Below are 20,173 nucleotides of genomic sequence, written 5' to 3'. Positions count from 1 at the left end.
CTTATCAGCCGCGGGCAAAACCGCCGCGGTTGCCGCCCTTCAGGTTGGCCTTCTTCAGCAGGCTCTCGTACTGGTGGGACATCAGGTGCGCCTGCACCTGGGCGATGAAGTCCATCACCACCACCACGACGATCAGCAGCGAAGTACCACCGAAGTAGAACGAGGCGTTCAGCTGCGTGCGCATCAGTTCCGGCAGCAGGCAGACGATCACCAGGTAAGCCGAACCGGCAGCGGTCAGGCGGGTCAGCACGCCGTCGATGTAATCGGCGGTGGCCTTGCCCGGACGGATGCCCGGAATCAGCGCGCCCGACTTCTTCAGGTTGTCGGCGGTTTCCTGCGAGTTGAACACCAGCGCGGTATAGAAGAACGCAAAACCGGTGATCAGCGCAGCGAACACGATCATGTGCAGCGGCTCGCCCGGGCCCAGTGCGTTGGCGACCTTCTGCAGGGTCTGGCCGACGGCGCTCTGGTTGGCGGCCTGGCCGGACCACATGGCCAGGGTGGCCGGGAAGGCCAGCAGGCTCGAGGCGAAGATCGCCGGGATGACGCCGGCCATGTTCAGCTTCAGCGGCAGGAACGAGGTCTGGTTCATGTACGCGTTGCGACCGCCCTGGCGGCGCGCGTAGTTGACCGTGATCCGGCGCTGGCCGCGCTCGACGAACACCACGAAGAAGGTGAAGGCGAGGACGACGATGGCGATCAGCAGCAGCTGGATGAACTGGATGTTGCCGTCGCGGTAGGCGTCGAAGGTGTGGATGACCGCACCCGGCAGGCCCGCCACGATACCGGCGAAGATGATCAGCGACACGCCGTTGCCGATGCCGCGCTCGGTGACCTGCTCACCGACCCACATCAGGAACATGGTGCCGGCGGTCAGCGCGACCACGGCGGTGAGCACGAAGCCCATGCCCGGTGCGTAGACGACCGCAGCGCCCGACGGTGCCACCTGGTTCTGCAGCGCCAGGGCGATCGAACCGCCCTGCACCACCGCCAGCAGCACGGCGCCGATGCGCGAATACTGGGTGATCTTGCGGCGGCCGGACTCACCTTCCTTCTGCATCGCCTTCAGGGCGGGGAAGATGTGGGTGGCCAGCTGCATCACGATCGATGCCGAGATGTACGGCATCACGTTGAGCGCGAAGATGCTCAAACGGTGCAGGGCGCCGCCCGAGAACATGTTGAACATGTCCACGATGCCGCCGCCCTGCTGTTGCATCATGGCAAGCATGGCATCGGGATTGACGCCCGGCACCGGCACATAACAGCCGATGCGATAGACGATCAAAGCCCCGACGACGAACAGCAAACGTTGGCGAAGTTCAGTGAACTTGCCCATTCCGCCCGCGAGGTTACCGATGCCAGCTTGCGCCATGATTTTCTTACTCCGTCACGCTGCCGCCGGCAGCTTCGATTGCAGCCTTGGCACCAGCCGTGGCAGCAATACCCTTCAGGGTGAACGCCTTGGTCACTTCGCCCTTGACGACGACCTTGGCCTTCTTTGCAGTGCTCGGGACCAGCTTGGCAGCACGCAGGGCAGCGAAGTCGATCTCGCCGGCCGGCAGCTTGTCCAGCGCGTACAGCAGCACTTCAGCGGTGTCCTTGGCGATCGGCGAACGGAAGCCGATCTTCGGCAGACGACGCTGCATGGGGGTCTGGCCGCCTTCGAAGCCAGCCTTGATCTTGCCGCCACCCTTACGGGCGAACGAACCCTTGTGGCCGCGGCCGGCAGTCTTGCCCAGGCCCGAGCCGATACCGCGACCGACGCGGGTGCGCTCGGTGCGGGCGCCCGGTGCCGGGCTCAGTTCATTGAGACGCAGAGTCATGATCGATTACTCCTCAACCTTGACGAGGTAGTGAACGGTGTTGATCAGACCGCGAACCTGCGGGCTGTCCTTCAGTTCACGGACATCGTTGAGCTTGTTCAGGCCCAGGGCACGCACCGACAGGCGGTGACGCGACTGGGTACCACGCAGGCCGCGCACCAGGCGCACCTTCACAGTCTTGTTGGACTCATTAGCCATGGTTGAGTTCCTCCACCTTCTTGCCGCGCTTGGCCGCGATGCGAGCCGGCGACTGCGCAGCAGACAGGCCCTTCACGGTGGCACGCACCAGGTTGATCGGGTTGCGCGAACCGGTGGCCTTGGCCAGCACGTTCTTCACGCCAACCGCTTCCAGCACGGCGCGCATGGCACCGCCGGCGATGACGCCGGTACCTTCGGAAGCCGGCTGCATGAACACGCGTGCTGCGCCGTGACCATCCTTGATGGTGTGCCACAGGGTACCGTTGTTCAGGTCAACGCTGACCAGGTTCTTGCGAGCCTGTTCCATCGACTTCTGGATGGCGACCGGCACTTCGCGCGCCTTGCCATAACCGAAACCGACCTTGCCTTCGCCGTCGCCGACCACGGTCAGGGCGGTGAAGGTGAACTGGCGGCCACCCTTGACGGTCTTGCTGACGCGGTTGACCGCGACCAGCTTTTCGATCATGCCGTCGTCGACTTTCTCTTCGCGGTTACGGTCGCGATCGCGACCCCGCTGCTGACGTTCTTCTGCCATCTTGATTCCTTGGTAGTTTGGGTATGTACGGCTCGAGGCCGCTTATGGTTGTGGAGTACCGCGTTGTTGCGGTGGGCCGCTACAGAAGAGCGACGCCGCCCCGCCTCACTCAGGCGGGCGAGCAGGCGGACAGGGGACCAGAAGTCCCCTGCCCTTATCCCTTAGAACTGCAGGCCGGCTTCGCGGGCGGCTTCTGCCAGGGCCTTGATGCGGCCGTGGTAGCGGTAGCCCGAACGATCGAAGGCAACCTTCTCGACGCCGGCGGCCTTGGCACGCTCAGCGACGATACGGCCGACCTTGGCGGCGGCATCGGCGTTCTTGCCGTTCTTCAGGCCTTCCATGATGTCGGTCTGGGTGGTGTTGGCTGCAGCCAGCACCTTGGAACCGTCAGCGGTGAAGACCTGGGCGTACAGGTGCTGGCCGGTGCGCAGCACCGACAGGCGGGCGACGCCGAGCTCACGGATGTGGGCGCGGGTCGACTTGGCGCGACGCAGGCGGGCGATGTTCTTGTTCATGATTTTTTTCCCTTGAAAGCGGAAGAGCCTGATTAGGCCTTCTTGGCTTCCTTACGGATGATGACTTCGTCGGAGTACTTCACGCCCTTGCCCTTGTACGGTTCCGGCTTGCGGAACGCACGGATCTTGGCGGCGACTTCACCGACGACCTGCTTGTCAGCGCCCTGAACCAGAATTTCGGTCTGGGTCGGGGTGGTGATGGTGATGCCTTCCGGCGCCACGAACACGATCGGGTGCGAGTAACCGAGCGACAGGCTCAGGTCCTTGCCCTGCATGGCAGCACGGTAACCCACGCCGACCAGCTCCAGCTTGCGCTCGAAGCCTTCGGAAACACCCTTGACCATGTTGGCCAGGATGGCGCGGACGGTGCCGGTCAGCGGGACCAGGTCAACGTTCTCGGCGCTCAGGGTGGCAACGCCGTTGTCGACGTTGATGGCAATGCCGGCCGGCTTCGGCAGCGACAGGGTGCCCTTCGGGCCCTTGACGGTGACGGAATCGGACTGGACGTTCAGTTCAACCTTACCCAGGGTGACGGGCTTCTTGGCTACGCGGGACATAGTATTACTCCTTTCGCCTTAGGCCACGAAGCACAGGACTTCGCCGCCGACGCCCAGCTGGCGCGCCTGCGCATCAGTCATGATGCCCTTGGAGGTGGAAATGATGGAGATACCCAGGCCATTCATGACCTTCGGCAGCTCGCTCTTGCCGCGGTACTGGCGCAGGCCCGAACGCGAGAAGCGCTTCAGGGTCGCGATGACCGGCTTGCCTTCGAAATACTTCAGCACGATTTCCAGCTCGGACTTGTTGTTTTCCAGCTGAGTCACGCGCAGGTCGGTGATGTAACCCTCGTCCTTCAGGACCTGGGCGATCGCAACCTTGATCTTGGACGACGGGGCTTTCACCGTCTGCTTGCCAACCGCGGCCGCATTCTTGATGCGGACCAGCAGGTCGGCGATGGGATCAGTCATGCTCATATGAGTACCTTTGAGTGCACCGATATCCGCTTTCGCGAAAATCTGTTGTCTCCTGGAAACGGGCCAGGTCCCTTGTTGCAGCAGGCCGATGGCCTGCCCTGCTACCCCGTTTGCACAGAGCAAGACGCGGGAGTATACGCCAAAAGAGCCCGGCTTGCGCCGGGCTCTTCGGTTTTTTTGCGTCGGGAAGGCTGAATGCCTCCCCTGCCCGGTTCAGGAACCCCCGAAGGGGCTCCTGATCACAGGGCCGGCTGGGATTACCAGCTGGCCTTGCGCAGACCCGGGACGTCGCCACGCATGGTGGCTTCGCGCAGCTTGTTACGGCCCAGGCCGAACTTGCTGTAGACGCCACGCGGACGACCCGACAGTTCGCAACGGTTGCGGTGGCGGCTCGGCGACGAATCGCGCGGCAGCTTGGCCAGCTTGGTTGCGGCGTCGATCTTCTCTTCGTAGGTCGCGTCCACGGAGGACACGATCTTCTTCAGAGCCGCACGCTTTTCAGCGTACTTCTTTGCCAGCTTTTCCCGCTTGATGTCGCGGTTGACCATGGAGGTCTTTGCCATTTCGGATTCCTCGACGGATCAGTTACGGAACGGGAACTTGAACGCTGCCAGCAGCGCCTTCGCTTCCGCATCGGTCTTCGCAGTGGTGGTGATGGCGATATCCATGCCGCGGATCGCGTCGACAGCGTCGAAGTCGATTTCCGGGAAGATGATCTGTTCCTTCACACCCATGTTGAAGTTGCCGCGACCGTCGAAGGAACGACCGGACACACCACGGAAGTCGCGCACGCGCGGCAGCGAGATGTTGATCAGGCGATCCAGGAACTCGTACATCTTGTGGCGACGCAGCGTGGTCTTGCAGCCGATCGGCCAACCATCACGGATCTTGAACGACGCAACCGACACACGCGACTTGGTGACAACCGGCTTCTGGCCGGAAATCTTGGTCATGTCGCCGACGGCGTTTTCCAGGATCTTCTTGTTGGTGGCCGCTTCGCCGACACCCATGTTCAGGGTGACCTTGACAAGCTTCGGCACTTCCATCGGATTGGTGTAACCGAACTGCTTCATCAGCGCCGGTACCACTTCTTCCTTGTAGAACTTTTCGAGACGGGAACTCATCTTCTCATTCCTCAGGCGTCAAGCGCCTCACCGCTGGAGCGGAACACACGCAGTTTGCGTCCATCCTCCAGCACCTTGAAGCCAACGCGTTCGCCCTTGCCCGAAGCCGGGTTCAGCACATTCACGTTGGAGATATGGATCGAAGCTTCGCGCTCGACCACGCCGCCGGCAACACCTGCCTGCGGGTTCGGCTTGGTGTGGCGCTTGACGATGTTCACGTTGCCGACGACCACACGGTCGCCGTCGACGCGGACGACTTCGCCCTGCTTGCCCTTGTCCTTGCCGGCGTTGACGACAACCTGGTCGCCCTTCTTGATACGGTTAGCCATGATTATCTCCTGTCGCTCACAGCACTTCGGGAGCGAGCGAGACGATCTTCATGAACTTCTCAGAGCGAAGTTCACGAGTCACCGGCCCGAAGATACGGGTGCCGATCGGCTCCTGCTTGTTGTTCAGCAGGACGGCAGCGTTGCCGTCGAAGCGGATCAGCGAACCGTCGGCGCGACGCACACCCTTGCGGGTACGCACCACGACGGCGTCATACACTTCACCCTTCTTGACCTTGCCGCGCGGAATCGCATCCTTCACGGTGACCTTGATGATGTCGCCGATGCCGGCGTAACGGCGCTTGGAACCACCCAGCACCTTGAAGCACATCACCTGCTTGGCACCCGAATTGTCCGCGACGTCAAGGTAGCTCTGCATCTGGATCATGATTCAGCTCCTTATTCAGCCGCGCGCGTGATGACTTCCACCACGCGCCAGTTCTTGGTCTTGGACATCGGAGCAATCTCGGTCACGCGGACGACATCGCCTTCCTTGCAGGCGTTGTCGGCATCGTGGGCGTGCAGCTTCGTCGAGCGCTTGATGTACTTGCCGTACAGCGCGTGCTTGACCTGACGCTCAACCAGGACGGTAACCGTCTTGTCCATCTTGTTGCTGACGACACGGCCTTCGACCGTGCGCAGCGCCTTGTTTTCGATATTGTCGCTCATAGCGGCCGTCCTTACTTCGTGCTGCCGAGCAGCGTCTTGACGCGAGCAATCTCACGACGGACGCGGCGGATATCGTGAGTCTTCGGCAGCTGGCCGGTGACCTGCTGCATACGGACAGAGAACTGTTCCTTACGCAGGTCGATCAGGTGGGCCTTCAGTTCGTCAGCCGACTTTTCACGGAGAGTTTTCAGTTCCATCAGCGCACCGTCCGGGTCACGAAAGTGGTGGTGACCGAGAGCTTGGCGGCGGCCAGGCGGAACGCCTCGCGTGCCACTTCCTCCGAGACACCCTCGATTTCATAGATCATGCGGCCGGGCTGGATCTGGGCCACCCAGTATTCCACGTTGCCCTTACCCGAACCCATTCGAACTTCGATGGGCTTCTTGGTGATGGGCTTGTCGGGGAACACACGGATCCACATCTTGCCGCCGCGCTTGACGTAGCGGCTGATCGAGCGGCGGGCCGCTTCGATCTGACGCGCGGTCAGCTGGCCGTGGGCGGTTGCCTTGAGGCCGTACTCGCCGAAGCTGACAGCGTTGGCGCTCCAGCTCAGGCCGTCGTTACGGCCCTTGTGCACCTTGCGGTACTTGGTTCGCTTGGGTTGCAACATTGTCGTTACCTCGCTTCACGAGCCGGGCGCTGACGGTCACCACGGTCGCCGCGATCGTGACGATCGTTGCGCGACGGGGTGTCGTCCTGCTTTTCCTGGCCAACCTGGGAGAAATCAAAGACCTCGCCCTTGTAGATCCAGACCTTGATGCCGATGATGCCGTAGGTCGTCTTGGCTTCAGCGAAGCCATAGTCGATGTCGGCACGCAGGGTGTGCAGCGGCACGCGGCCTTCGCGGTACCACTCCGAACGGGCGATTTCTGCACCGTTGAGGCGGCCACCCACGTTGACCTTGATGCCCAGGGCACCCAGGCGCATCGCGTTGCCGACCGAGCGCTTCATGGCGCGGCGGAACATGATGCGACGCTCCAGCTGCTGGGCGATCGACTCGGCAACGAGCTGAGCGTCCAGTTCCGGCTTGCGCACTTCGGTGACGTTGATGTGCGCCGGGACGCCCATCATCTCGCTCACTTCCTTGCGCAGCTTCTCGATGTCCTCACCGCGCTTGCCGATCACCACGCCCGGACGGGCGGTGTGGATCGTCACGCGAGCGGTCTTGGCCGGACGCTCGATCAGGATCTTGCTGATGCCGGCCTGAGCCAGCTTCTTGCGCAGCATTTCGCGCACTTTCAGGTCGGCTGCCAGGTAACCGGCGAACTCGGCCTTGTTGGCGTACCACTTGGAGTTCCAGTCCTTGGAAATGCCGAGGCGGATACCAATCGGATGAACTTTATGACCCATGGTCTTTTCCTTATCCGCTTACTTGGCGGCGCCCACAACCACAGTGATGTGGCTGGTGCGCTTGAGGATGCGGGTACCGCGGCCTTTCGCCCGCGCCATGAAACGCTTCAGGGTCGGACCTTCATCAACCATGATGGTCTGAACCTTCAGCTCGTCGACGTCGGCGCCCTGGTTGTTCTCGGCATTTGCAATAGCCGACTCCACCACCTTCTTGATCAGGTGGGCAGCCTTCTTGTCCGAGAACTTCAGCAGGTTGACCGCACGTTCGGCCGGCAGACCGCGCACCTGGTCAGCGACCAGACGAGCCTTCTGCGGGGAGATGCGCGCAGTGCGCAGGATGGCTTTCGCTTCCATTGTCATCTCTCCTTACTTACCCGACTTCTTGTCACCACCGTGACCCTTGAAGGTCCGGGTGATGGCAAATTCGCCGAGCTTGTGGCCGACCATGTTCTCGTTGACGAGAACCGGGATGTGGTTCTTGCCGTTATGCACGGCAATGGTGACGCCTACCATGTCAGGCAGGATCATCGAACGGCGCGACCAGGTCTTGATCGGCTTCTTGCTGCCCGCAGCGGCCTCCACCTTCTTGACGAGGTGGTGATCGACGAACGGGCCCTTCTTGAGTGAACGTGCCATGGTCGATTAGCCCCTACGATCGCGGACGATGAACTGCTGAGTGCGCTTGTTATGGCGCGTCTTGTAACCCTTGGTCGGGACACCCCACGGGGTGACCGGATGCGGATTACCCTGGCCGGCCTTGGCCTCACCACCACCGTGCGGGTGGTCAACCGGGTTCATGGCAGCACCACGAACGGTCGGGCGGACGCCGCGCCAACGCTTGGCACCGGCCTTGCCCAGCTTTTCCAGGCTGTGCTCGTCGTTGCCGACTTCACCGATGGTGGCGCAGCACTCGACCGGAACCTTACGCATTTCACCCGAGCGCAGGCGCAGGGTGGCGTAGATGCCTTCGCGGGCAACCAGCTGCACGGCCGCACCAGCGGCGCGGGCGATCTGAGCGCCCTTGCCGGGCTTCAGTTCGATGCAGTGGATGGTGGTACCGACCGGGATGTTGCGCAGCGGCAGGGTGTTGCCAGCCTTGATCGGGGCATCCGAACCAGCGATCACCTGATCACCAGCCTTCAGGCCCTTCGGGGCGATGATGTAGCGACGCTCGCCGTCGACGTAGCACAGCAGGGCGATGTGGGCGGTGCGGTTCGGATCGTATTCGATGCGTTCCACGCGCGCCGGGATGCCCAGCTTGTTGCGCTTGAAGTCGATGATGCGGTAGTGCTGCTTGGCACCACCACCGACGTGACGCACGGTGATGCGGCCATGGTGGTTACGACCACCCGAGCGGCTCTGCGACTCGACCAGTGCGGCGTGCGGAGCACCCTTGTGCAGGTCGGGGGTAACCACGCGCACGGCCGAACGGCGGCCGGGGGAAGTGGGCTTGAATTTCATCAATGGCATGGGATGTACCTCAGGCCTTGGCCGTTACATCGATCGACTGGCCGTCGGCCAGGCGAACGTAAGCCTTACGCCAATCGCCGCGGCGGCCAGCACGGTTACGGAAGGACTTGTTCTTGCCCTTGACGTTGACCACGTTGACAGCCTCGACCTTGACGCCGAACAGCTGCTCAACCGCGGCCTTTACATCGGCTTTGGTGGCTTCGTTCGAAACTTCGAAGGCATACTGGTTGGAGAGTTCCTGAATGCGAGCGGTCTTTTCGGAGACACGCGGGGCACGCAGCACGCTGAAGATTTTTTCGTTGCTGTTCATGCCAGCCACTCCTCGACCTTCTTGACCGCATCAGCGGTGATGACGACCGTGTCGGCACCGACCAGCGACACCGGGTCCAGACCCTGGACGTCACGCACCTGCACGTACGGCAGATTGCGGGCGGACAGGTACAGGTGCTCGGAGGCTTCTTCAGTGACGATCAGCGGGCGCTTGCCCACTTCCAGGCCGGCCAGCTTGGCGATCAGACCCTTCGTGTTGGTCACTTCGACATCGAAGGACTCCACGATGGTCAGACGGCCCTGACGGTTCAGCTCGGACAGGATCGCGCACATGGCGGCACGGTACTGCTTACGATTGACCTTCTGCTCGAAGCTGCGCGGCTTTGCCGCGAAGGTGACACCGCCGCCGACGAAGATCGGAGCCGTCAGTGCGCCATGACGCGCGCCGCCGCCCTTCTGCTTCTTCGACTTCTTGGTGGTACCTGCCACTTCGGAGCGAGTCTTCTGCGCCTTGGTGCCGGCGCGACCGGCGTTGCGGTAAGCAACGACGACCTGGTGGACCAGATCTTCGCTGAAATCGCGACCGAACACGGCGTCGGAGACCGAGACCTTGTTATTGCTACCCGTGATAACGAGTTCCATCGTCATCTCTCCTTATGCCTTGCTCGCCGGACGGACGATCACGTCGCCACCCGCCGCGCCCGGAACGGCGCCGCGAACCGCGATCAGACCGCGTTCGACGTCGACCTTGACAACTTCCAGGTTCTGGGTGCTCTGCTGCACGGAGCCCATGTGACCGGACATCTTCTTGCCCGGGAACACGCGACCCGGCGTCTGGCGCTGACCCAGCGAACCCGGCGCGCGATGCGACAGCGAGTTACCGTGGGTAGCGTCACCCATACGGAAGTTGTAGCGCTTGATGGTGCCCTGGAAGCCCTTACCCTTGGTGACACCCTGGACGTCGACGATCTGGCCGACTTCAAAGATGTCCGCCTTGACTTCGCCGCCAACGGCGAAATCGCCGAGCTGCGCGTCTTCAACGCGGAATTCCCACAGGCCACGACCCGCTTCCACCTTCGCCTTGGCGAAGTGGCCGGCTTCCGGCTTGTTGACCAGGGCAGCGCGACGAGCGCCGACGGTCACCTGCACGGCGCTGTAGCCGTCGGTTTCGACGGTCTTGATCTGCGCGATGCGGTTCGGGGTTGCTTCGATCAGGGTCACCGGGATGGAGCGGCCATCTTCGGTGAACACGCGGCTCATGCCAGCCTTGCGGCCCACGAAGCCCAACGAATACTTCTTCGTCATGGTCGTAGTCCTCAGGTCAGCTTGATCTGAACGTCGACGCCGGCAGCCAGTTCGAGCTTCATCAGCGCGTCCACGGTCTTGTCATTCGGGTCAACGATATCGAGCACGCGCTTGTGCGTGCGGGTCTCGTACTGGTCACGCGCGTCCTTGTCGACGTGCGGGGAAACGAGAATGGTGTAACGCTCGATCTTGGTCGGCAGCGGGATCGGGCCACGCACTTGCGCGCCGGTCCGCTTGGCCGTCTCAACGATCTCGCTGGCCGAACGGTCGATCAGACGATGATCGAACGCTTTCAGCCGGATCCGGATCTTTTGGTCCGCCATGGCGGTAGGTTCCTTCGTTAAAAGAGCGACAGACAAAGCCTCTGGGTTGCTTTGTCCCATGAAATCCCTGAATACGGACGGCCCGCACTCCTGCAGGCCGACAAGGTCAATCCGTAGACCTCAAAAACGTAGGCAGACCTAGAAACAGGCCTGCCCAGACGACGAAGCATAATGGCACGCAAGGCAGCTGTCAACAGTTTCCTGTTGACGCCGCCTGAATGGCATTGACCCTTCCTGGTCCGGGGAACACAAGGCACATCCTGTGCCTACTTTCCCGTTTGATACGCCCCGATGCCCTACCCAGGCAACATCGGGGCGCAGAGTGTAGCAGATTACTCGAGGATGCTGGCAACCACGCCGGCGCCGACGGTACGGCCACCTTCGCGGATTGCGAAGCGCAGGCCGGCGTCCATGGCGACCGGGTTGATCAGGGTGACAACCATCTTGATGTTGTCGCCCGGCATCACCATCTCGACGCCTTCCGGCAGCTCAACCGCACCGGTGATGTCGGTGGTACGGAAGTAGAACTGCGGACGGTAGCCCTTGAAGAACGGGGTGTGACGGCCGCCCTCGTCCTTCGACAGCACGTAGACTTCGGCGTCGAACTTGGTGTGCGGCTTGATCGAACCCGGCTTGGCCAGAACCTGGCCACGCTCGACGTCGTCACGCTTGGTGCCGCGCAGCAGCAGACCGGCGTTGTCGCCTGCCTGGCCCTGATCCAGCAGCTTGCGGAACATTTCGACGCCGGTCACGGTGGTCTTCTGCACCGGACGGATGCCGACGATTTCGATTTCTTCGCCGACCTTGATCACGCCGCGCTCGATACGACCGGTCACCACGGTGCCGCGGCCCGAGATCGAGAACACGTCTTCCACCGGCATCAGGAACGGCTTGTCGACGTCACGCTCCGGGGTCGGGATCCAGCTGTCGAGAGCTTCGACCAGCTTGATCACGGCCGGCACGCCGATGTCGCTCTGGTCGCCTTCCAGCGCCAGGCGGGCCGAACCCGAGATGATCGGGGTGTCGTCGCCCGGGAAGTCGTACTTGCTCAGCAGCTCGCGGACTTCCATTTCGACCAGTTCCAGCAGCTCGGCATCGTCAACCATGTCGGCCTTGTTCAGGAACACGACGATGTACGGCACGCCGACCTGACGCGACAGCAGGATGTGCTCGCGGGTCTGCGGCATCGGGCCGTCAGCGGCCGAGCAGACCAGGATCGCGCCGTCCATCTGGGCGGCACCGGTGATCATGTTCTTGACGTAGTCAGCATGGCCCGGGCAATCGACGTGGGCGTAGTGACGGGTGGTGGATTCGTATTCGACGTGCGCGGTCGAGATCGTGATACCACGAGCCTTCTCTTCCGGAGCGGCGTCGATCGCCGAGTAATCCTTGAACTCGCCGCCGAAGCGCTCGGCGCCGATCTTGGTCAGCGCGGCGGTCAGCGTGGTCTTGCCGTGATCGACGTGACCGATGGTGCCGACGTTGACGTGCGGCTTGGTGCGCTCGAACTTACCCTTTGCCATTGTTGTATCCCTTGATTGTCGTAAGTGTTTTCAGGAGAGGCTGAGCGAGGCTCAGCCCTTCTTCATGACGGCTTCGGCGATGTTGTTCGGCGCCGGCTCGTAATGGTCGAATTCCATGGTGAAGGTGGCGCGGCCCTGGGTCTGCGAACGCAGCGCAGTGGCGTAACCGAACATTTCACCCAGCGGGATCATCGCGTTGATGATCGAAGCGGAGCCGTCACCGGTGGTGTCGGAACCCTGCAGCACGCCGCGACGACGGCTCACGTCGCCCATCACGTCACCCTGGTAATCCTCCGGGGTCACGATCTCGACCTTCATGATCGGCTCCAGCAGCACCGGCTTGGCCTTGGCGAAGCCCTGCTTGAAGGCCATCGACGATGCCAGCTTGAACGCCATTTCCGAGGAGTCGACGTCGTGGTACGAACCGAAGACCAGCTTGACCTTCACGTCCACCACCGGGAAGCCAGCCAGCGGACCGCTGGTGATGGTTTCGCGCAGGCCCTTTTCGATCGAAGGAATGAATTCCTTCGGAATCACGCCGCCGGTGATGTCATTGACGAACAGGAAGTCGTCCTTGATCAGCGGAGCGATCTTCGCATCGGCGCGATCTTCAGCGGTGATCGGCGACAGCTCGATCACGACGTGACCGTACTGACCCTTACCACCGGACTGCTTGGCGTGCTTGTAGTCCGACTTGACGTCGGCCAGGGTGATGGTTTCGCGGTAGGCAACCTGCGGCGCGCCGACGTTGGCTTCAACGTTGAACTCGCGCTTCAGGCGGTCGACGATGATGTCCAGGTGCAGCTCACCCATGCCCGAGATGATGGTCTGGCCGGATTCTTCGTCGGTCTTGACGCGGAACGACGGATCTTCCTGCGCCAGGCGACCCAGGGCCAGACCCATCTTTTCCTGGTCCGACTTGGTCTTCGGCTCGACAGCCATCGAGATCACCGGTTCCGGGAACGTCATGCGCTCCAGGATGATCGGCTGGTCGATCGAGCACAGGGTGTCACCGGTGGTGGTGTCCTTCAGGCCCACGGCAGCGGCGATGTCACCGGCCAGAACTTCCTTGATTTCTTCGCGGTTGTTCGAATGCATCTGCAGGATGCGGCCGATGCGCTCCTTCTTGCCCTTCACCGAGTTCAGGACGGTGTCGCCACCGTTCAGGGTGCCCGAGTAGACACGGAAGAAGGTCAGCGCGCCGACGAACGGGTCGGTGATGATCTTGAAGGCCAGCGACGAGAACGGAGCCTTGTCGTCGGACTTGCGGGTCATGGCGACGTTTTCGTCATCCACGTCGGTACCGGTCACGTCCGGCACGTCGACCGGCGACGGCAGCAGCTGGATCACGCCGTCGAGCATGGCCTGCACGCCCTTGTTCTTGAACGCCGAACCGCAGTACATCGGGACGATTTCGGTGGCCAGGGTACGAGTACGCAGCGCGTTGATGATTTCGGCCTCGGCCAGCTCTTCGCCGCCCAGGTACTTTTCCATCAGCTCTTCGCTGGCTTCAGCCGCGGCTTCGATCATGAAGGTACGGGCTTCTTCAGCCTTTTCCTGCAGGTCGGCCGGGATGTCGCCGTATTCGAACTTCATGCCCTGCGAGGCTTCATCCCAATGGATGGCCTTCATCTTCAGCAGGTCGACGACGCCCTTGAAGCCGTCCTCGGCACCGATCGGCAGCTGCATCGGCACGGCGACAGCGCCGAGCTTGGCCTTCAGCTGGTCACGGACCTTGTAGAAGTTGGCGCCGGTGCGGTCCATCTTGTTGACGAACGCAATGCGCGGCACCTTGTAACGGTTGGCCTGGCGCCACACGGTTTCCGACTGCGGCTGCACGCCACCGACGGCACACAGCACGAACACCGCACCGTCGAGCACGCGCAGCGAACGCTCGACTTCGATGGTGAAGTCGACGTGCCCGGGGGTATCGATGATGTTGAAGCGGTGCTCCGGCAGGGACTTGTCCATGCCCTTCCAGAACGCGGTGGTGGCAGCGGACTGGATCGTGATGCCACGCTCCTGCTCCTGCTCCATCCAGTCCATGGTGGCGGCGCCGTCGTGCACTTCACCGATCTTGTGGCTCTTGCCGGTGTAGAACAGGATGCGCTCGGACGTGGTGGTCTTGCCGGCATCGATGTGAGCCATGATGCCGAAGTTACGGTAACGCTCGATGGGAGTGGAACGGGCCACGGGGAGCCTCTCAGATTTCTTGGATTTCGGATGGCCGAACGCCGCCTTGCGGCGGCCTTCGGATTGGCGCAGCCCTTCCGGGGCCGCGAGGCAGCACCGATGTGGTGCTGCCCTGCCTGTTTTACAAGGCCGTCAAACTCACCAGCGGTAGTGGGCGAAGGCCTTGTTGGCTTCGGCCATGCGGTGGGTTTCTTCGCGCTTCTTGATGGCGCCGCCACGGTTTTCCGAGGCGTCGATCAGTTCAGCAGCCAGCTTCTTCGGCATGGTGTTCTCACCACGCTTGCGCGCGGAGTCGATCAGCCAGCGCATGGCCAGAGCCATCTTGCGCGATGCACGCACTTCGACCGGCACCTGGTAGGTGGCACCACCGACACGGCGCGACTTGACTTCGACCGACGGAGCGACGTTGTCCAGAGCCTTCTGCACCAGCTCGATCGAGTTGGCGTTCTTCTCGGCGATGACGTCCATGGCACCGTACACGATCTTTTCAGCGACGGACTTCTTGCCGCTCAGCATGACCATGTTGATGAAACGGGCGATGGTTTCGCTTCCGTGCTTCGGATCCGGCAGGACGGAACGCTGCGGAGTATTACCCTTACGCGACATAGTGGTCTCTCCTTATGCCTTCGGACGCTTGGCGCCGTACTTGGAACGGGCCTGGCGACGCTTGGCAACGCCGGCGGCGTCGAGCGAGCCACGAACGGTGTGGTAACGCACACCCGGCAGATCCTTGACGCGACCGCCACGGATCAGGACCACGGAGTGCTCCTGCAGGTTGTGGCCTTCGCCGCCGATGTAGGAAATGACTTCTTCCTGGTTGGTCAGGCGGACCTTGGCAACCTTGCGGAGAGCCGAGTTCGGCTTCTTCGGGGTGGTGGTGTAAACGCGCGTGCAGACGCCACGGCGCTGCGGGCACTTGTCGAGCGCCGGCGAGGCACTCTTGTACGTAGTAGCTTGCCGCGGCTTGCGGACCAGCTGGTTGATCGTCGCCATCAGTAGGTTCTTCTGATTGGTGGCCGGAAATCCGGCCAGAGATGCGGAAATGTTAAAGCAGGCCAAAATTCTGGCCTGCTGAGACAGACGATTGTAGCAACCTGTCAGGAAAGCAGTCAAACGCCTCCTGTCAAGCCCGTTCCTGATCCTGGAACGTTACTGGGGAGCCTCCGTGCACCCCGTTCAGGTTGGCCGGGAGGATCGCGGACGATCCCCCCTGCCCTTTCCCAATGGCCGACCGGTGCAGTCGAGCAAGCTCGACTCTACCGGCCGGACCTGATACCTCATTCTTCGCCAGACGCCTGTTCAGCTTCGGCTTCAACGGCCGGAGCTTCGACGGCCGCCGGGGTGCCGGTCAGGGCCTGCATCTCCGAGTCGGTGAGACCCGAAGCGCCGCGGCGGCGGCTGCTGTGGTACGACAGACCGGTACCGGCCGGGATCAGACGGCCGACGATGACGTTTTCCTTCAGGCCGCGCAGGTTGTCCTTGGTGCCGCGGACGGCAGCTTCGGTCAGCACGCGGGTGGTTTCCTGGAACGAAGCGGCCGAGATGAACGATTCGGTCGCCAGCGATGCCTTGGTGATACCCAGCAGGACCGGATCGAAGTGCGCCGGCAGCTCGTTGCGGGTCGACAGGCGCGCATTCTCCTCGATTACGCGCTGGCGCTCCACCTGTTCGCCGTTCAGGAACTTGCTGCTGCCCTGGTCGGTGATCTCGACCTTGCGCAGCATCTGGCGGGTGATGACCTCGATGTGCTTGTCGTTGATCTTCACGCCCTGCAGGCGGTACACGTCCTGGATTTCCTTCACCAGGTAGGCAGCCAGCGGTTCGACACCCAGCAGGCGCAGGATGTCCTGCGGGCTCGGCTCGCCGTCCACGATGGTTTCACCCTTGGTGACATGCTCGCCTTCGAACACGATGACCTGGCGGTACTTCGGGATCAGCTCTTCGTGTTCCGAACCATCGGTGTCCTTGATGATCAGGCGCTGCTTGCCCTTGGTGTCCTTGCCGAAGCTGATGATGCCCGAACGCTCGGCCAGCACTGCCGGATCCTTCGGCTTGCGGGCTTCGAACAGATCGGCCACGCGCGGCAGACCACCGGTGATGTCGCGGGTCTTCGAGGCTTCCTGCGGGATCTTGGCGACCACGTCGCCCACGCCCACTGCGGCGCCGTCCTGCAGGTTGACGATCGAACGCGGCGGCAGCAGGTACTGCGCCGGCAGATCGGTGCCCGGGATGGACAGGTCGTTGCCCTTGGCGTCGACGATGCGCACGATCGGGCGCAGGTCCTTGGCCTGGGCACCACGACGCTTCGGATCGGTGATTTCGCGCGAGGCCAGGCCGGTCAGCTCATCGGTCTTCTCGATGACGGTGATGCCGTCGACGAAGTCGATGAAGCGGATGAAGCCGGCAACTTCCGACACGATCGGGTGGTTATGCGGATCCCAGTTGGCCACGGTCTGGCCAGCCTTGATCGCATCACCGTCCTTCGAGGTGATGGTCGCACCGTACGGCAGCTTGTAACGCTCACGCTCGCGGCCGTGGGCATCGAGCACCGAGATTTCGCCCGAACGCGACACTGCCACCAGCGAGCCGTTGGCGTGCTCGACCGACTTGAGGTTGCTGAACTTGACCGAGCCGGTGGTCTTGACGGTGATGTTGTCGACCGCAGCAGCTCGCGACGCCGCACCACCGATGTGGAACGTACGCATGGTCAGCTGGGTACCCGGCTCACCGATGGACTGGGCAGCGATGACGCCGACCGCTTCACCGATGTTGACCAGGTGGCCACGGGCCAGATCGCGGCCGTAGCAGCGACCGCAGACACCGAAGGCCGATTCGCACGAGATCGTCGAACGCACCTTGATGCTCTGCACGCCGGCATCTTCCAGCTTGGCCACCCAGGCTTCGTCGAGCAGGGTGTTGCGGGTGACGATCGGATCTTCGTCGTTGCCCGGCAGGAACACGTCCTCGGCAACCACGCGACCCAGCACGCGATCCTTCAGCGGCTCGACCACGTCGCCGCCTTCCACGATCGGGGTCATGATCAGGCCTTCGGTGGTACCGCAATCCACCTCGGTGATGACCACGTCCTGCGCGACGTCGACCAGACGACGGGTCAGGTAACCCGAGTTCGCGGTCTTCAGTGCGGTATCGGCCAGACCCTTACGGGCACCGTGGGTGGAGTTGAAGTACTCCTGCACGTTCAGGCCTTCGCGGAAGTTCGCCTTGATGGGCGTCTCGATGATCGAGCCATCCGGACGCGCCATCAGGCCACGCATACCGGCCAGCTGACGGATCTGCGCCTGCGAACCACGCGCACCGGAGTCGGCCATGATGTACAGCGAGTTCATCGACTTCTGGTCGATGGTCTCGCCCTTGGCATTGACGACCTTCTCGGTACCGATGGTGTCCATCATCGCCTTGGCGATGCGCTCATTGGTGCGCGACCAGATGTCGACCACCTTGTTGTAGCGCTCGCCGGCGGTGACCAGGCCCGACTGGTACTGCTCCTGGATTTCCAGCACTTCGGCTTCGGCCTCGGTGAGGATGCCCTTCTTCTCGTCCGGGATCAGCATGTCGTCGATGCCGATGGAGACGCCGGCGCGGGTCGCGTAAGCGAAGCCGGTGTACATCAGCTTGTCGGCGAACACGACCGTGTCCTTCAGGCCCAGCTGGCGGTAGCTGGAGTTGATCAGGCGGCTGATGTTCTTCTTGGTCAGCTCGGTGTTGGCCAGCGCGAACGGCAGGCCTTCCGGCAGGATTTCAGCCAGCAGGGCGCGACCGATCGTGGTGTCCACGATCGAGGTCTTGTTCTGCTTGTTGCCTTCTTCGTCGGTCACCACTTCGGTGATGCGGACCTTGACGCGTGCGTGCAGTTCCACCACGCGGTTGTCGTAGGCGCGCTTCACTTCGGCGATGTTGGCGAAGGCCATGCCCTCGCCCTTCTTGTTTTCCAGCGAGCGGGTCATGTAGTACAGACCCAGCACGACGTCCTGCGACGGCACGATGATCGGCTCGCCGTTGGCCGGCGACAGGATGTTGTTGGTCGACATCATCAGCGCACGCGCTTCCAGCTGGGCTTCCAGCGAGAGCGGCACGTGGACGGCCATCTGGTCACCGTCGAAGTCGGCGTTGAACGCGGTGCAGACCAGCGGGTGCAGCTGGATGGCCTTGCCTTCGATCAGCACCGGCTCGAACGCCTGGATGCCCAGGCGGTGCAGGGTCGGCGCACGGTTCAGCATGACCGGGTGTTCGCGGATGACCTCTTCCAGGATGTCCCAGACTTCGGCTTCTTCGCGCTCGACCAGCTTCTTGGCGGCCTTGATGGTGGTGGCCAGGCCACGACGCTGCAGCTTGGCGAAGACGAACGGCTTGAACAGCTCGAGCGCCATCTTCTTCGGCAGGCCGCACTGGTGCAGGCGCAGGTACGGACCGACCACGATGACCGAACGGCCCGAGTAGTCGACGCGCTTGCCCAGCAGGTTCTGGCGGAAGCGACCCTGCTTGCCCTTGATCATGTCGGCCAGCGACTTGAGCGGACGCTTGTTGGTGCCGGTGATGGCACGGCCGCGACGGCCGTTGTCCAGCAGCGCATCGACCGATTCCTGCAGCATGCGCTTTTCATTGCGCACGATGATGTCCGGCGCGCTCAGTTCGAGCAGGCGGCGCAGGCGGTTGTTGCGGTTGATGACGCGGCGGTACAGATCGTTCAGGTCGGAGGTCGCGAAGCGGCCGCCATCCAGCGGGACCAGCGGACGCAGGTCCGGCGGCAGCACCGGCAGCACGGTCATGACCATCCATTCCGGACGGTTGCCCGACTCCAGGAAGGCTTCGATCAGCTTGATGCGCTTGGTGAGGCGCTTGAGCTTGGTTTCCGAACCGGTTGCGGCGATTTCCTCGCGCAGGCGGGTCATTTCCGACTGCAGGTCGATGGTGCGCAGCAGTTCGTACACGGCCTCGGCGCCCATGGCGGCATCGAAGTCGTCACCGTGTTCCTGGCGGGCGGTCAGGTACTGTTCTTCGGTCAGCAGCTGGCGGCGCTCCAGGGCGGTCAGGCCCGGCTCGGTCACCACGTAGGCTTCGAAGTACAGCACGCGCTCGATGTCACGCAGGGTCATGTCCAGCATCAGGCCGATGCGCGACGGCAGCGACTTGAGGAACCAGATGTGCGCGACCGGCGAAGCCAGGTCGATGTGGCCCATGCGCTCGCGGCGCACCTTGGCCAGGGTCACTTCGGTGCCGCACTTCTCGCAGACCACGCCGCGGTGCTTCATGCGCTTGTACTTGCCGCACAGGCACTCGTAGTCCTTGACCGGCCCGAAGATGGCGGCGCAGAACAGGCCGTCACGCTCCGGCTTGAAGGTACGGTAGTTGATGGTTTCCGGCTTCTTCACTTCGCCGAAGGACCACGAACGGATCAGGTCCGGCGAGGCCAGCGCGATCTTGATCGCGTCGAAGTCCAGCGTCTGGCGCTGCTGGTTGAAGAGGTTGAGCAGGTCTTTCATGGTGTTCTCCAGAAGGAGGAATGCTGTGTCGATGGGCTTTCAGTTGACTGCCAGCGGCGCGGCGGCGGACCGCC

General features: G+C 62.6%; 27 protein-coding genes. All 27 read right to left on the bottom strand.

The window, feature by feature from the left end; all coding sequences use genetic code 11:
- Nucleotides 1–4 precede the first annotated feature (4 nt).
- Nucleotides 5–1,372: a preprotein translocase subunit SecY gene (secY, locus tag C1927_RS04455; protein WP_108746021.1), complete on the bottom strand. Its 1,368-nt coding sequence runs from the start codon at nucleotides 1,370–1,372 to the stop codon at nucleotides 5–7.
- A gap of 7 nt (nucleotides 1,373–1,379) precedes the next feature.
- Nucleotides 1,380–1,823: a 50S ribosomal protein L15 gene (rplO, locus tag C1927_RS04450; protein ID WP_004154498.1), complete on the bottom strand. Its 444-nt coding sequence runs from the start codon at nucleotides 1,821–1,823 to the stop codon at nucleotides 1,380–1,382.
- Nucleotides 1,824–1,829: 6 nt separating this feature from the next.
- A complete protein-coding gene (gene rpmD, locus C1927_RS04445) occupies nucleotides 1,830–2,021 on the bottom strand; it encodes a 50S ribosomal protein L30 (RefSeq protein WP_004154497.1) in 192 nt (63 codons plus the stop codon).
- Nucleotides 2,014–2,556: a 30S ribosomal protein S5 gene (rpsE, locus tag C1927_RS04440; protein ID WP_004145411.1), complete on the bottom strand. Its 543-nt coding sequence runs from the start codon at nucleotides 2,554–2,556 to the stop codon at nucleotides 2,014–2,016. Before rpsE ends, rpmD begins: the two co-directional genes overlap by 8 nt.
- A gap of 161 nt (nucleotides 2,557–2,717) precedes the next feature.
- Nucleotides 2,718–3,071 (bottom strand): 50S ribosomal protein L18, encoded by a 354-nt coding sequence (gene rplR / locus C1927_RS04435; protein ID WP_079220760.1) that lies wholly within the window; start codon nucleotides 3,069–3,071, stop codon nucleotides 2,718–2,720.
- A 32-nt stretch (nucleotides 3,072–3,103) separates the two neighbouring features.
- Complete coding sequence (rplF, locus tag C1927_RS04430) at nucleotides 3,104–3,628, bottom strand: 50S ribosomal protein L6 (RefSeq protein ID WP_079220759.1); 525 nt, start codon at nucleotides 3,626–3,628, stop codon at nucleotides 3,104–3,106.
- Nucleotides 3,629–3,646: 18 nt separating this feature from the next.
- Nucleotides 3,647–4,045: a 30S ribosomal protein S8 gene (gene rpsH / locus C1927_RS04425; protein ID WP_005408210.1), complete on the bottom strand. Its 399-nt coding sequence runs from the start codon at nucleotides 4,043–4,045 to the stop codon at nucleotides 3,647–3,649.
- 257 nt (nucleotides 4,046–4,302) lie between these two features.
- Nucleotides 4,303–4,608, bottom strand: coding sequence for a 30S ribosomal protein S14 (rpsN, locus tag C1927_RS04420; protein ID WP_079220758.1), 306 nt, complete (start codon nucleotides 4,606–4,608; stop codon nucleotides 4,303–4,305).
- Nucleotides 4,609–4,626: 18 nt separating this feature from the next.
- Complete coding sequence (gene rplE, locus C1927_RS04415) at nucleotides 4,627–5,169, bottom strand: 50S ribosomal protein L5 (RefSeq protein WP_079220757.1); 543 nt, start codon at nucleotides 5,167–5,169, stop codon at nucleotides 4,627–4,629.
- An 11-nt stretch (nucleotides 5,170–5,180) separates the two neighbouring features.
- Nucleotides 5,181–5,498: a 50S ribosomal protein L24 gene (rplX, locus tag C1927_RS04410; RefSeq protein ID WP_079220756.1), complete on the bottom strand. Its 318-nt coding sequence runs from the start codon at nucleotides 5,496–5,498 to the stop codon at nucleotides 5,181–5,183.
- Nucleotides 5,499–5,514: 16 nt separating this feature from the next.
- Entirely contained in the window at nucleotides 5,515–5,883 is a 369-nt protein-coding gene (gene rplN, locus C1927_RS04405; protein ID WP_010483978.1) for a 50S ribosomal protein L14, read from the bottom strand.
- A gap of 11 nt (nucleotides 5,884–5,894) precedes the next feature.
- Complete coding sequence (gene rpsQ / locus C1927_RS04400) at nucleotides 5,895–6,164, bottom strand: 30S ribosomal protein S17 (protein ID WP_079220755.1); 270 nt, start codon at nucleotides 6,162–6,164, stop codon at nucleotides 5,895–5,897.
- Between the two features lie 11 nt (nucleotides 6,165–6,175).
- Nucleotides 6,176–6,361 carry a 50S ribosomal protein L29 gene (rpmC, locus tag C1927_RS04395; RefSeq protein ID WP_004145353.1) on the bottom strand — a complete coding sequence of 62 codons (186 nt, stop codon included), beginning with the start codon at nucleotides 6,359–6,361 and terminating at the stop codon, nucleotides 6,176–6,178.
- Complete coding sequence (rplP, locus tag C1927_RS04390) at nucleotides 6,361–6,774, bottom strand: 50S ribosomal protein L16 (protein ID WP_004154486.1); 414 nt, start codon at nucleotides 6,772–6,774, stop codon at nucleotides 6,361–6,363. Before rplP ends, rpmC begins: the two co-directional genes overlap by 1 nt.
- Before the next feature lie 5 nt (nucleotides 6,775–6,779).
- Complete coding sequence (gene rpsC, locus C1927_RS04385; RefSeq protein WP_004145350.1) at nucleotides 6,780–7,514, bottom strand: 30S ribosomal protein S3; 735 nt, start codon at nucleotides 7,512–7,514, stop codon at nucleotides 6,780–6,782.
- Nucleotides 7,515–7,532: 18 nt separating this feature from the next.
- On the bottom strand, nucleotides 7,533–7,868 hold the full coding sequence (rplV, locus tag C1927_RS04380) for a 50S ribosomal protein L22 (protein WP_004145348.1): 336 nt from the start codon (nucleotides 7,866–7,868) through the stop codon (nucleotides 7,533–7,535).
- A 12-nt stretch (nucleotides 7,869–7,880) separates the two neighbouring features.
- Nucleotides 7,881–8,150, bottom strand: a complete 270-nt coding sequence (gene rpsS, locus C1927_RS04375) for a 30S ribosomal protein S19 (RefSeq protein WP_004154485.1) — start codon at nucleotides 8,148–8,150, stop codon at nucleotides 7,881–7,883.
- A 6-nt stretch (nucleotides 8,151–8,156) separates the two neighbouring features.
- On the bottom strand, nucleotides 8,157–8,984 hold the full coding sequence (gene rplB, locus C1927_RS04370; RefSeq protein ID WP_004145339.1) for a 50S ribosomal protein L2: 828 nt from the start codon (nucleotides 8,982–8,984) through the stop codon (nucleotides 8,157–8,159).
- Between the two features lie 10 nt (nucleotides 8,985–8,994).
- Nucleotides 8,995–9,294 carry a 50S ribosomal protein L23 gene (rplW, locus tag C1927_RS04365; protein WP_079220754.1) on the bottom strand — a complete coding sequence of 100 codons (300 nt, stop codon included), beginning with the start codon at nucleotides 9,292–9,294 and terminating at the stop codon, nucleotides 8,995–8,997.
- A complete protein-coding gene (gene rplD / locus C1927_RS04360) occupies nucleotides 9,291–9,896 on the bottom strand; it encodes a 50S ribosomal protein L4 (protein WP_004145337.1) in 606 nt (201 codons plus the stop codon). The genes rplW and rplD overlap by 4 nt, the downstream gene beginning before the upstream one ends.
- Before the next feature lie 12 nt (nucleotides 9,897–9,908).
- A complete protein-coding gene (gene rplC, locus C1927_RS04355; RefSeq protein ID WP_059066096.1) occupies nucleotides 9,909–10,559 on the bottom strand; it encodes a 50S ribosomal protein L3 in 651 nt (216 codons plus the stop codon).
- A gap of 11 nt (nucleotides 10,560–10,570) precedes the next feature.
- Complete coding sequence (rpsJ, locus tag C1927_RS04350) at nucleotides 10,571–10,882, bottom strand: 30S ribosomal protein S10 (protein WP_010341589.1); 312 nt, start codon at nucleotides 10,880–10,882, stop codon at nucleotides 10,571–10,573.
- Between the two features lie 332 nt (nucleotides 10,883–11,214).
- Entirely contained in the window at nucleotides 11,215–12,405 is a 1,191-nt protein-coding gene (gene tuf, locus C1927_RS04345) for an elongation factor Tu (protein ID WP_079220753.1), read from the bottom strand.
- Between the two features lie 51 nt (nucleotides 12,406–12,456).
- On the bottom strand, nucleotides 12,457–14,598 hold the full coding sequence (gene fusA, locus C1927_RS04340) for an elongation factor G (RefSeq protein ID WP_079220752.1): 2,142 nt from the start codon (nucleotides 14,596–14,598) through the stop codon (nucleotides 12,457–12,459).
- A gap of 138 nt (nucleotides 14,599–14,736) precedes the next feature.
- The gene (rpsG, locus tag C1927_RS04335; RefSeq protein ID WP_079220751.1) at nucleotides 14,737–15,204 is read right to left on the bottom strand and encodes a 30S ribosomal protein S7; all 468 of its coding nucleotides are present in this window, start codon (nucleotides 15,202–15,204) and stop codon (nucleotides 14,737–14,739) included.
- A gap of 12 nt (nucleotides 15,205–15,216) precedes the next feature.
- Nucleotides 15,217–15,591 carry a 30S ribosomal protein S12 gene (gene rpsL / locus C1927_RS04330; RefSeq protein WP_004145320.1) on the bottom strand — a complete coding sequence of 125 codons (375 nt, stop codon included), beginning with the start codon at nucleotides 15,589–15,591 and terminating at the stop codon, nucleotides 15,217–15,219.
- A 284-nt stretch (nucleotides 15,592–15,875) separates the two neighbouring features.
- On the bottom strand, nucleotides 15,876–20,099 hold the full coding sequence (rpoC, locus tag C1927_RS04325; protein WP_079220750.1) for a DNA-directed RNA polymerase subunit beta': 4,224 nt from the start codon (nucleotides 20,097–20,099) through the stop codon (nucleotides 15,876–15,878).
- Between the last annotated feature and the right edge of the window lie 74 nt (nucleotides 20,100–20,173).

This window comes from Stenotrophomonas sp. ZAC14D1_NAIMI4_1, from assembly GCF_003086775.1.
In the GTDB taxonomy this organism is placed as follows: Bacteria; Pseudomonadota; Gammaproteobacteria; order Xanthomonadales; family Xanthomonadaceae; genus Stenotrophomonas.
Note: the sequence above shows the minus strand (reverse complement) of the source record. Positions and strands in the feature narration are given on the sequence as shown.

Excerpts from the sequence above, each read along its gene's own strand:
- rplP (WP_004154486.1), bottom strand. The coding sequence starts at position 6,774 with ATGTTGCAACCCAAGCGAACCAAGTACCGCAAGGTGCACAAGGGCCGT.
- rplF (WP_079220759.1), bottom strand. The coding sequence starts at position 3,628 with ATGTCCCGCGTAGCCAAGAAGCCCGTCACCCTGGGTAAGGTTGAACTG.
- rplV (WP_004145348.1), bottom strand. The coding sequence starts at position 7,868 with ATGGAAGCGAAAGCCATCCTGCGCACTGCGCGCATCTCCCCGCAGAAG.
- rpmC (WP_004145353.1), bottom strand. The coding sequence starts at position 6,361 with ATGGAACTGAAAACTCTCCGTGAAAAGTCGGCTGACGAACTGAAGGCC.
- rpsL (WP_004145320.1), bottom strand. The coding sequence starts at position 15,591 with ATGGCGACGATCAACCAGCTGGTCCGCAAGCCGCGGCAAGCTACTACG.
- rpoC (WP_079220750.1), bottom strand. The coding sequence starts at position 20,099 with ATGAAAGACCTGCTCAACCTCTTCAACCAGCAGCGCCAGACGCTGGAC.
- rplO (WP_004154498.1), bottom strand. The coding sequence starts at position 1,823 with ATGACTCTGCGTCTCAATGAACTGAGCCCGGCACCGGGCGCCCGCACC.
- rpsJ (WP_010341589.1), bottom strand. The coding sequence starts at position 10,882 with ATGGCGGACCAAAAGATCCGGATCCGGCTGAAAGCGTTCGATCATCGT.
- rpsN (WP_079220758.1), bottom strand. The coding sequence starts at position 4,608 with ATGGCAAAGACCTCCATGGTCAACCGCGACATCAAGCGGGAAAAGCTG.
- rpsG (WP_079220751.1), bottom strand. The coding sequence starts at position 15,204 with ATGTCGCGTAAGGGTAATACTCCGCAGCGTTCCGTCCTGCCGGATCCG.
- secY (WP_108746021.1), bottom strand. The coding sequence starts at position 1,372 with ATGGCGCAAGCTGGCATCGGTAACCTCGCGGGCGGAATGGGCAAGTTC.
- rplC (WP_059066096.1), bottom strand. The coding sequence starts at position 10,559 with ATGACGAAGAAGTATTCGTTGGGCTTCGTGGGCCGCAAGGCTGGCATG.
- rplB (WP_004145339.1), bottom strand. The coding sequence starts at position 8,984 with ATGCCATTGATGAAATTCAAGCCCACTTCCCCCGGCCGCCGTTCGGCC.
- rpmD (WP_004154497.1), bottom strand. The coding sequence starts at position 2,021 with ATGGCTAATGAGTCCAACAAGACTGTGAAGGTGCGCCTGGTGCGCGGC.
- rplE (WP_079220757.1), bottom strand. The coding sequence starts at position 5,169 with ATGAGTTCCCGTCTCGAAAAGTTCTACAAGGAAGAAGTGGTACCGGCG.
- rpsS (WP_004154485.1), bottom strand. The coding sequence starts at position 8,150 with ATGGCACGTTCACTCAAGAAGGGCCCGTTCGTCGATCACCACCTCGTC.
- rplX (WP_079220756.1), bottom strand. The coding sequence starts at position 5,498 with ATGGCTAACCGTATCAAGAAGGGCGACCAGGTTGTCGTCAACGCCGGC.
- rplN (WP_010483978.1), bottom strand. The coding sequence starts at position 5,883 with ATGATCCAGATGCAGAGCTACCTTGACGTCGCGGACAATTCGGGTGCC.
- rpsH (WP_005408210.1), bottom strand. The coding sequence starts at position 4,045 with ATGAGCATGACTGATCCCATCGCCGACCTGCTGGTCCGCATCAAGAAT.
- rplR (WP_079220760.1), bottom strand. The coding sequence starts at position 3,071 with ATGAACAAGAACATCGCCCGCCTGCGTCGCGCCAAGTCGACCCGCGCC.
- tuf (WP_079220753.1), bottom strand. The coding sequence starts at position 12,405 with ATGGCAAAGGGTAAGTTCGAGCGCACCAAGCCGCACGTCAACGTCGGC.
- rpsQ (WP_079220755.1), bottom strand. The coding sequence starts at position 6,164 with ATGAGCGACAATATCGAAAACAAGGCGCTGCGCACGGTCGAAGGCCGT.
- rplW (WP_079220754.1), bottom strand. The coding sequence starts at position 9,294 with ATGAACAGCAACGAAAAAATCTTCAGCGTGCTGCGTGCCCCGCGTGTC.
- rpsE (WP_004145411.1), bottom strand. The coding sequence starts at position 2,556 with ATGGCAGAAGAACGTCAGCAGCGGGGTCGCGATCGCGACCGTAACCGC.
- rpsC (WP_004145350.1), bottom strand. The coding sequence starts at position 7,514 with ATGGGTCATAAAGTTCATCCGATTGGTATCCGCCTCGGCATTTCCAAG.
- rplD (WP_004145337.1), bottom strand. The coding sequence starts at position 9,896 with ATGGAACTCGTTATCACGGGTAGCAATAACAAGGTCTCGGTCTCCGAC.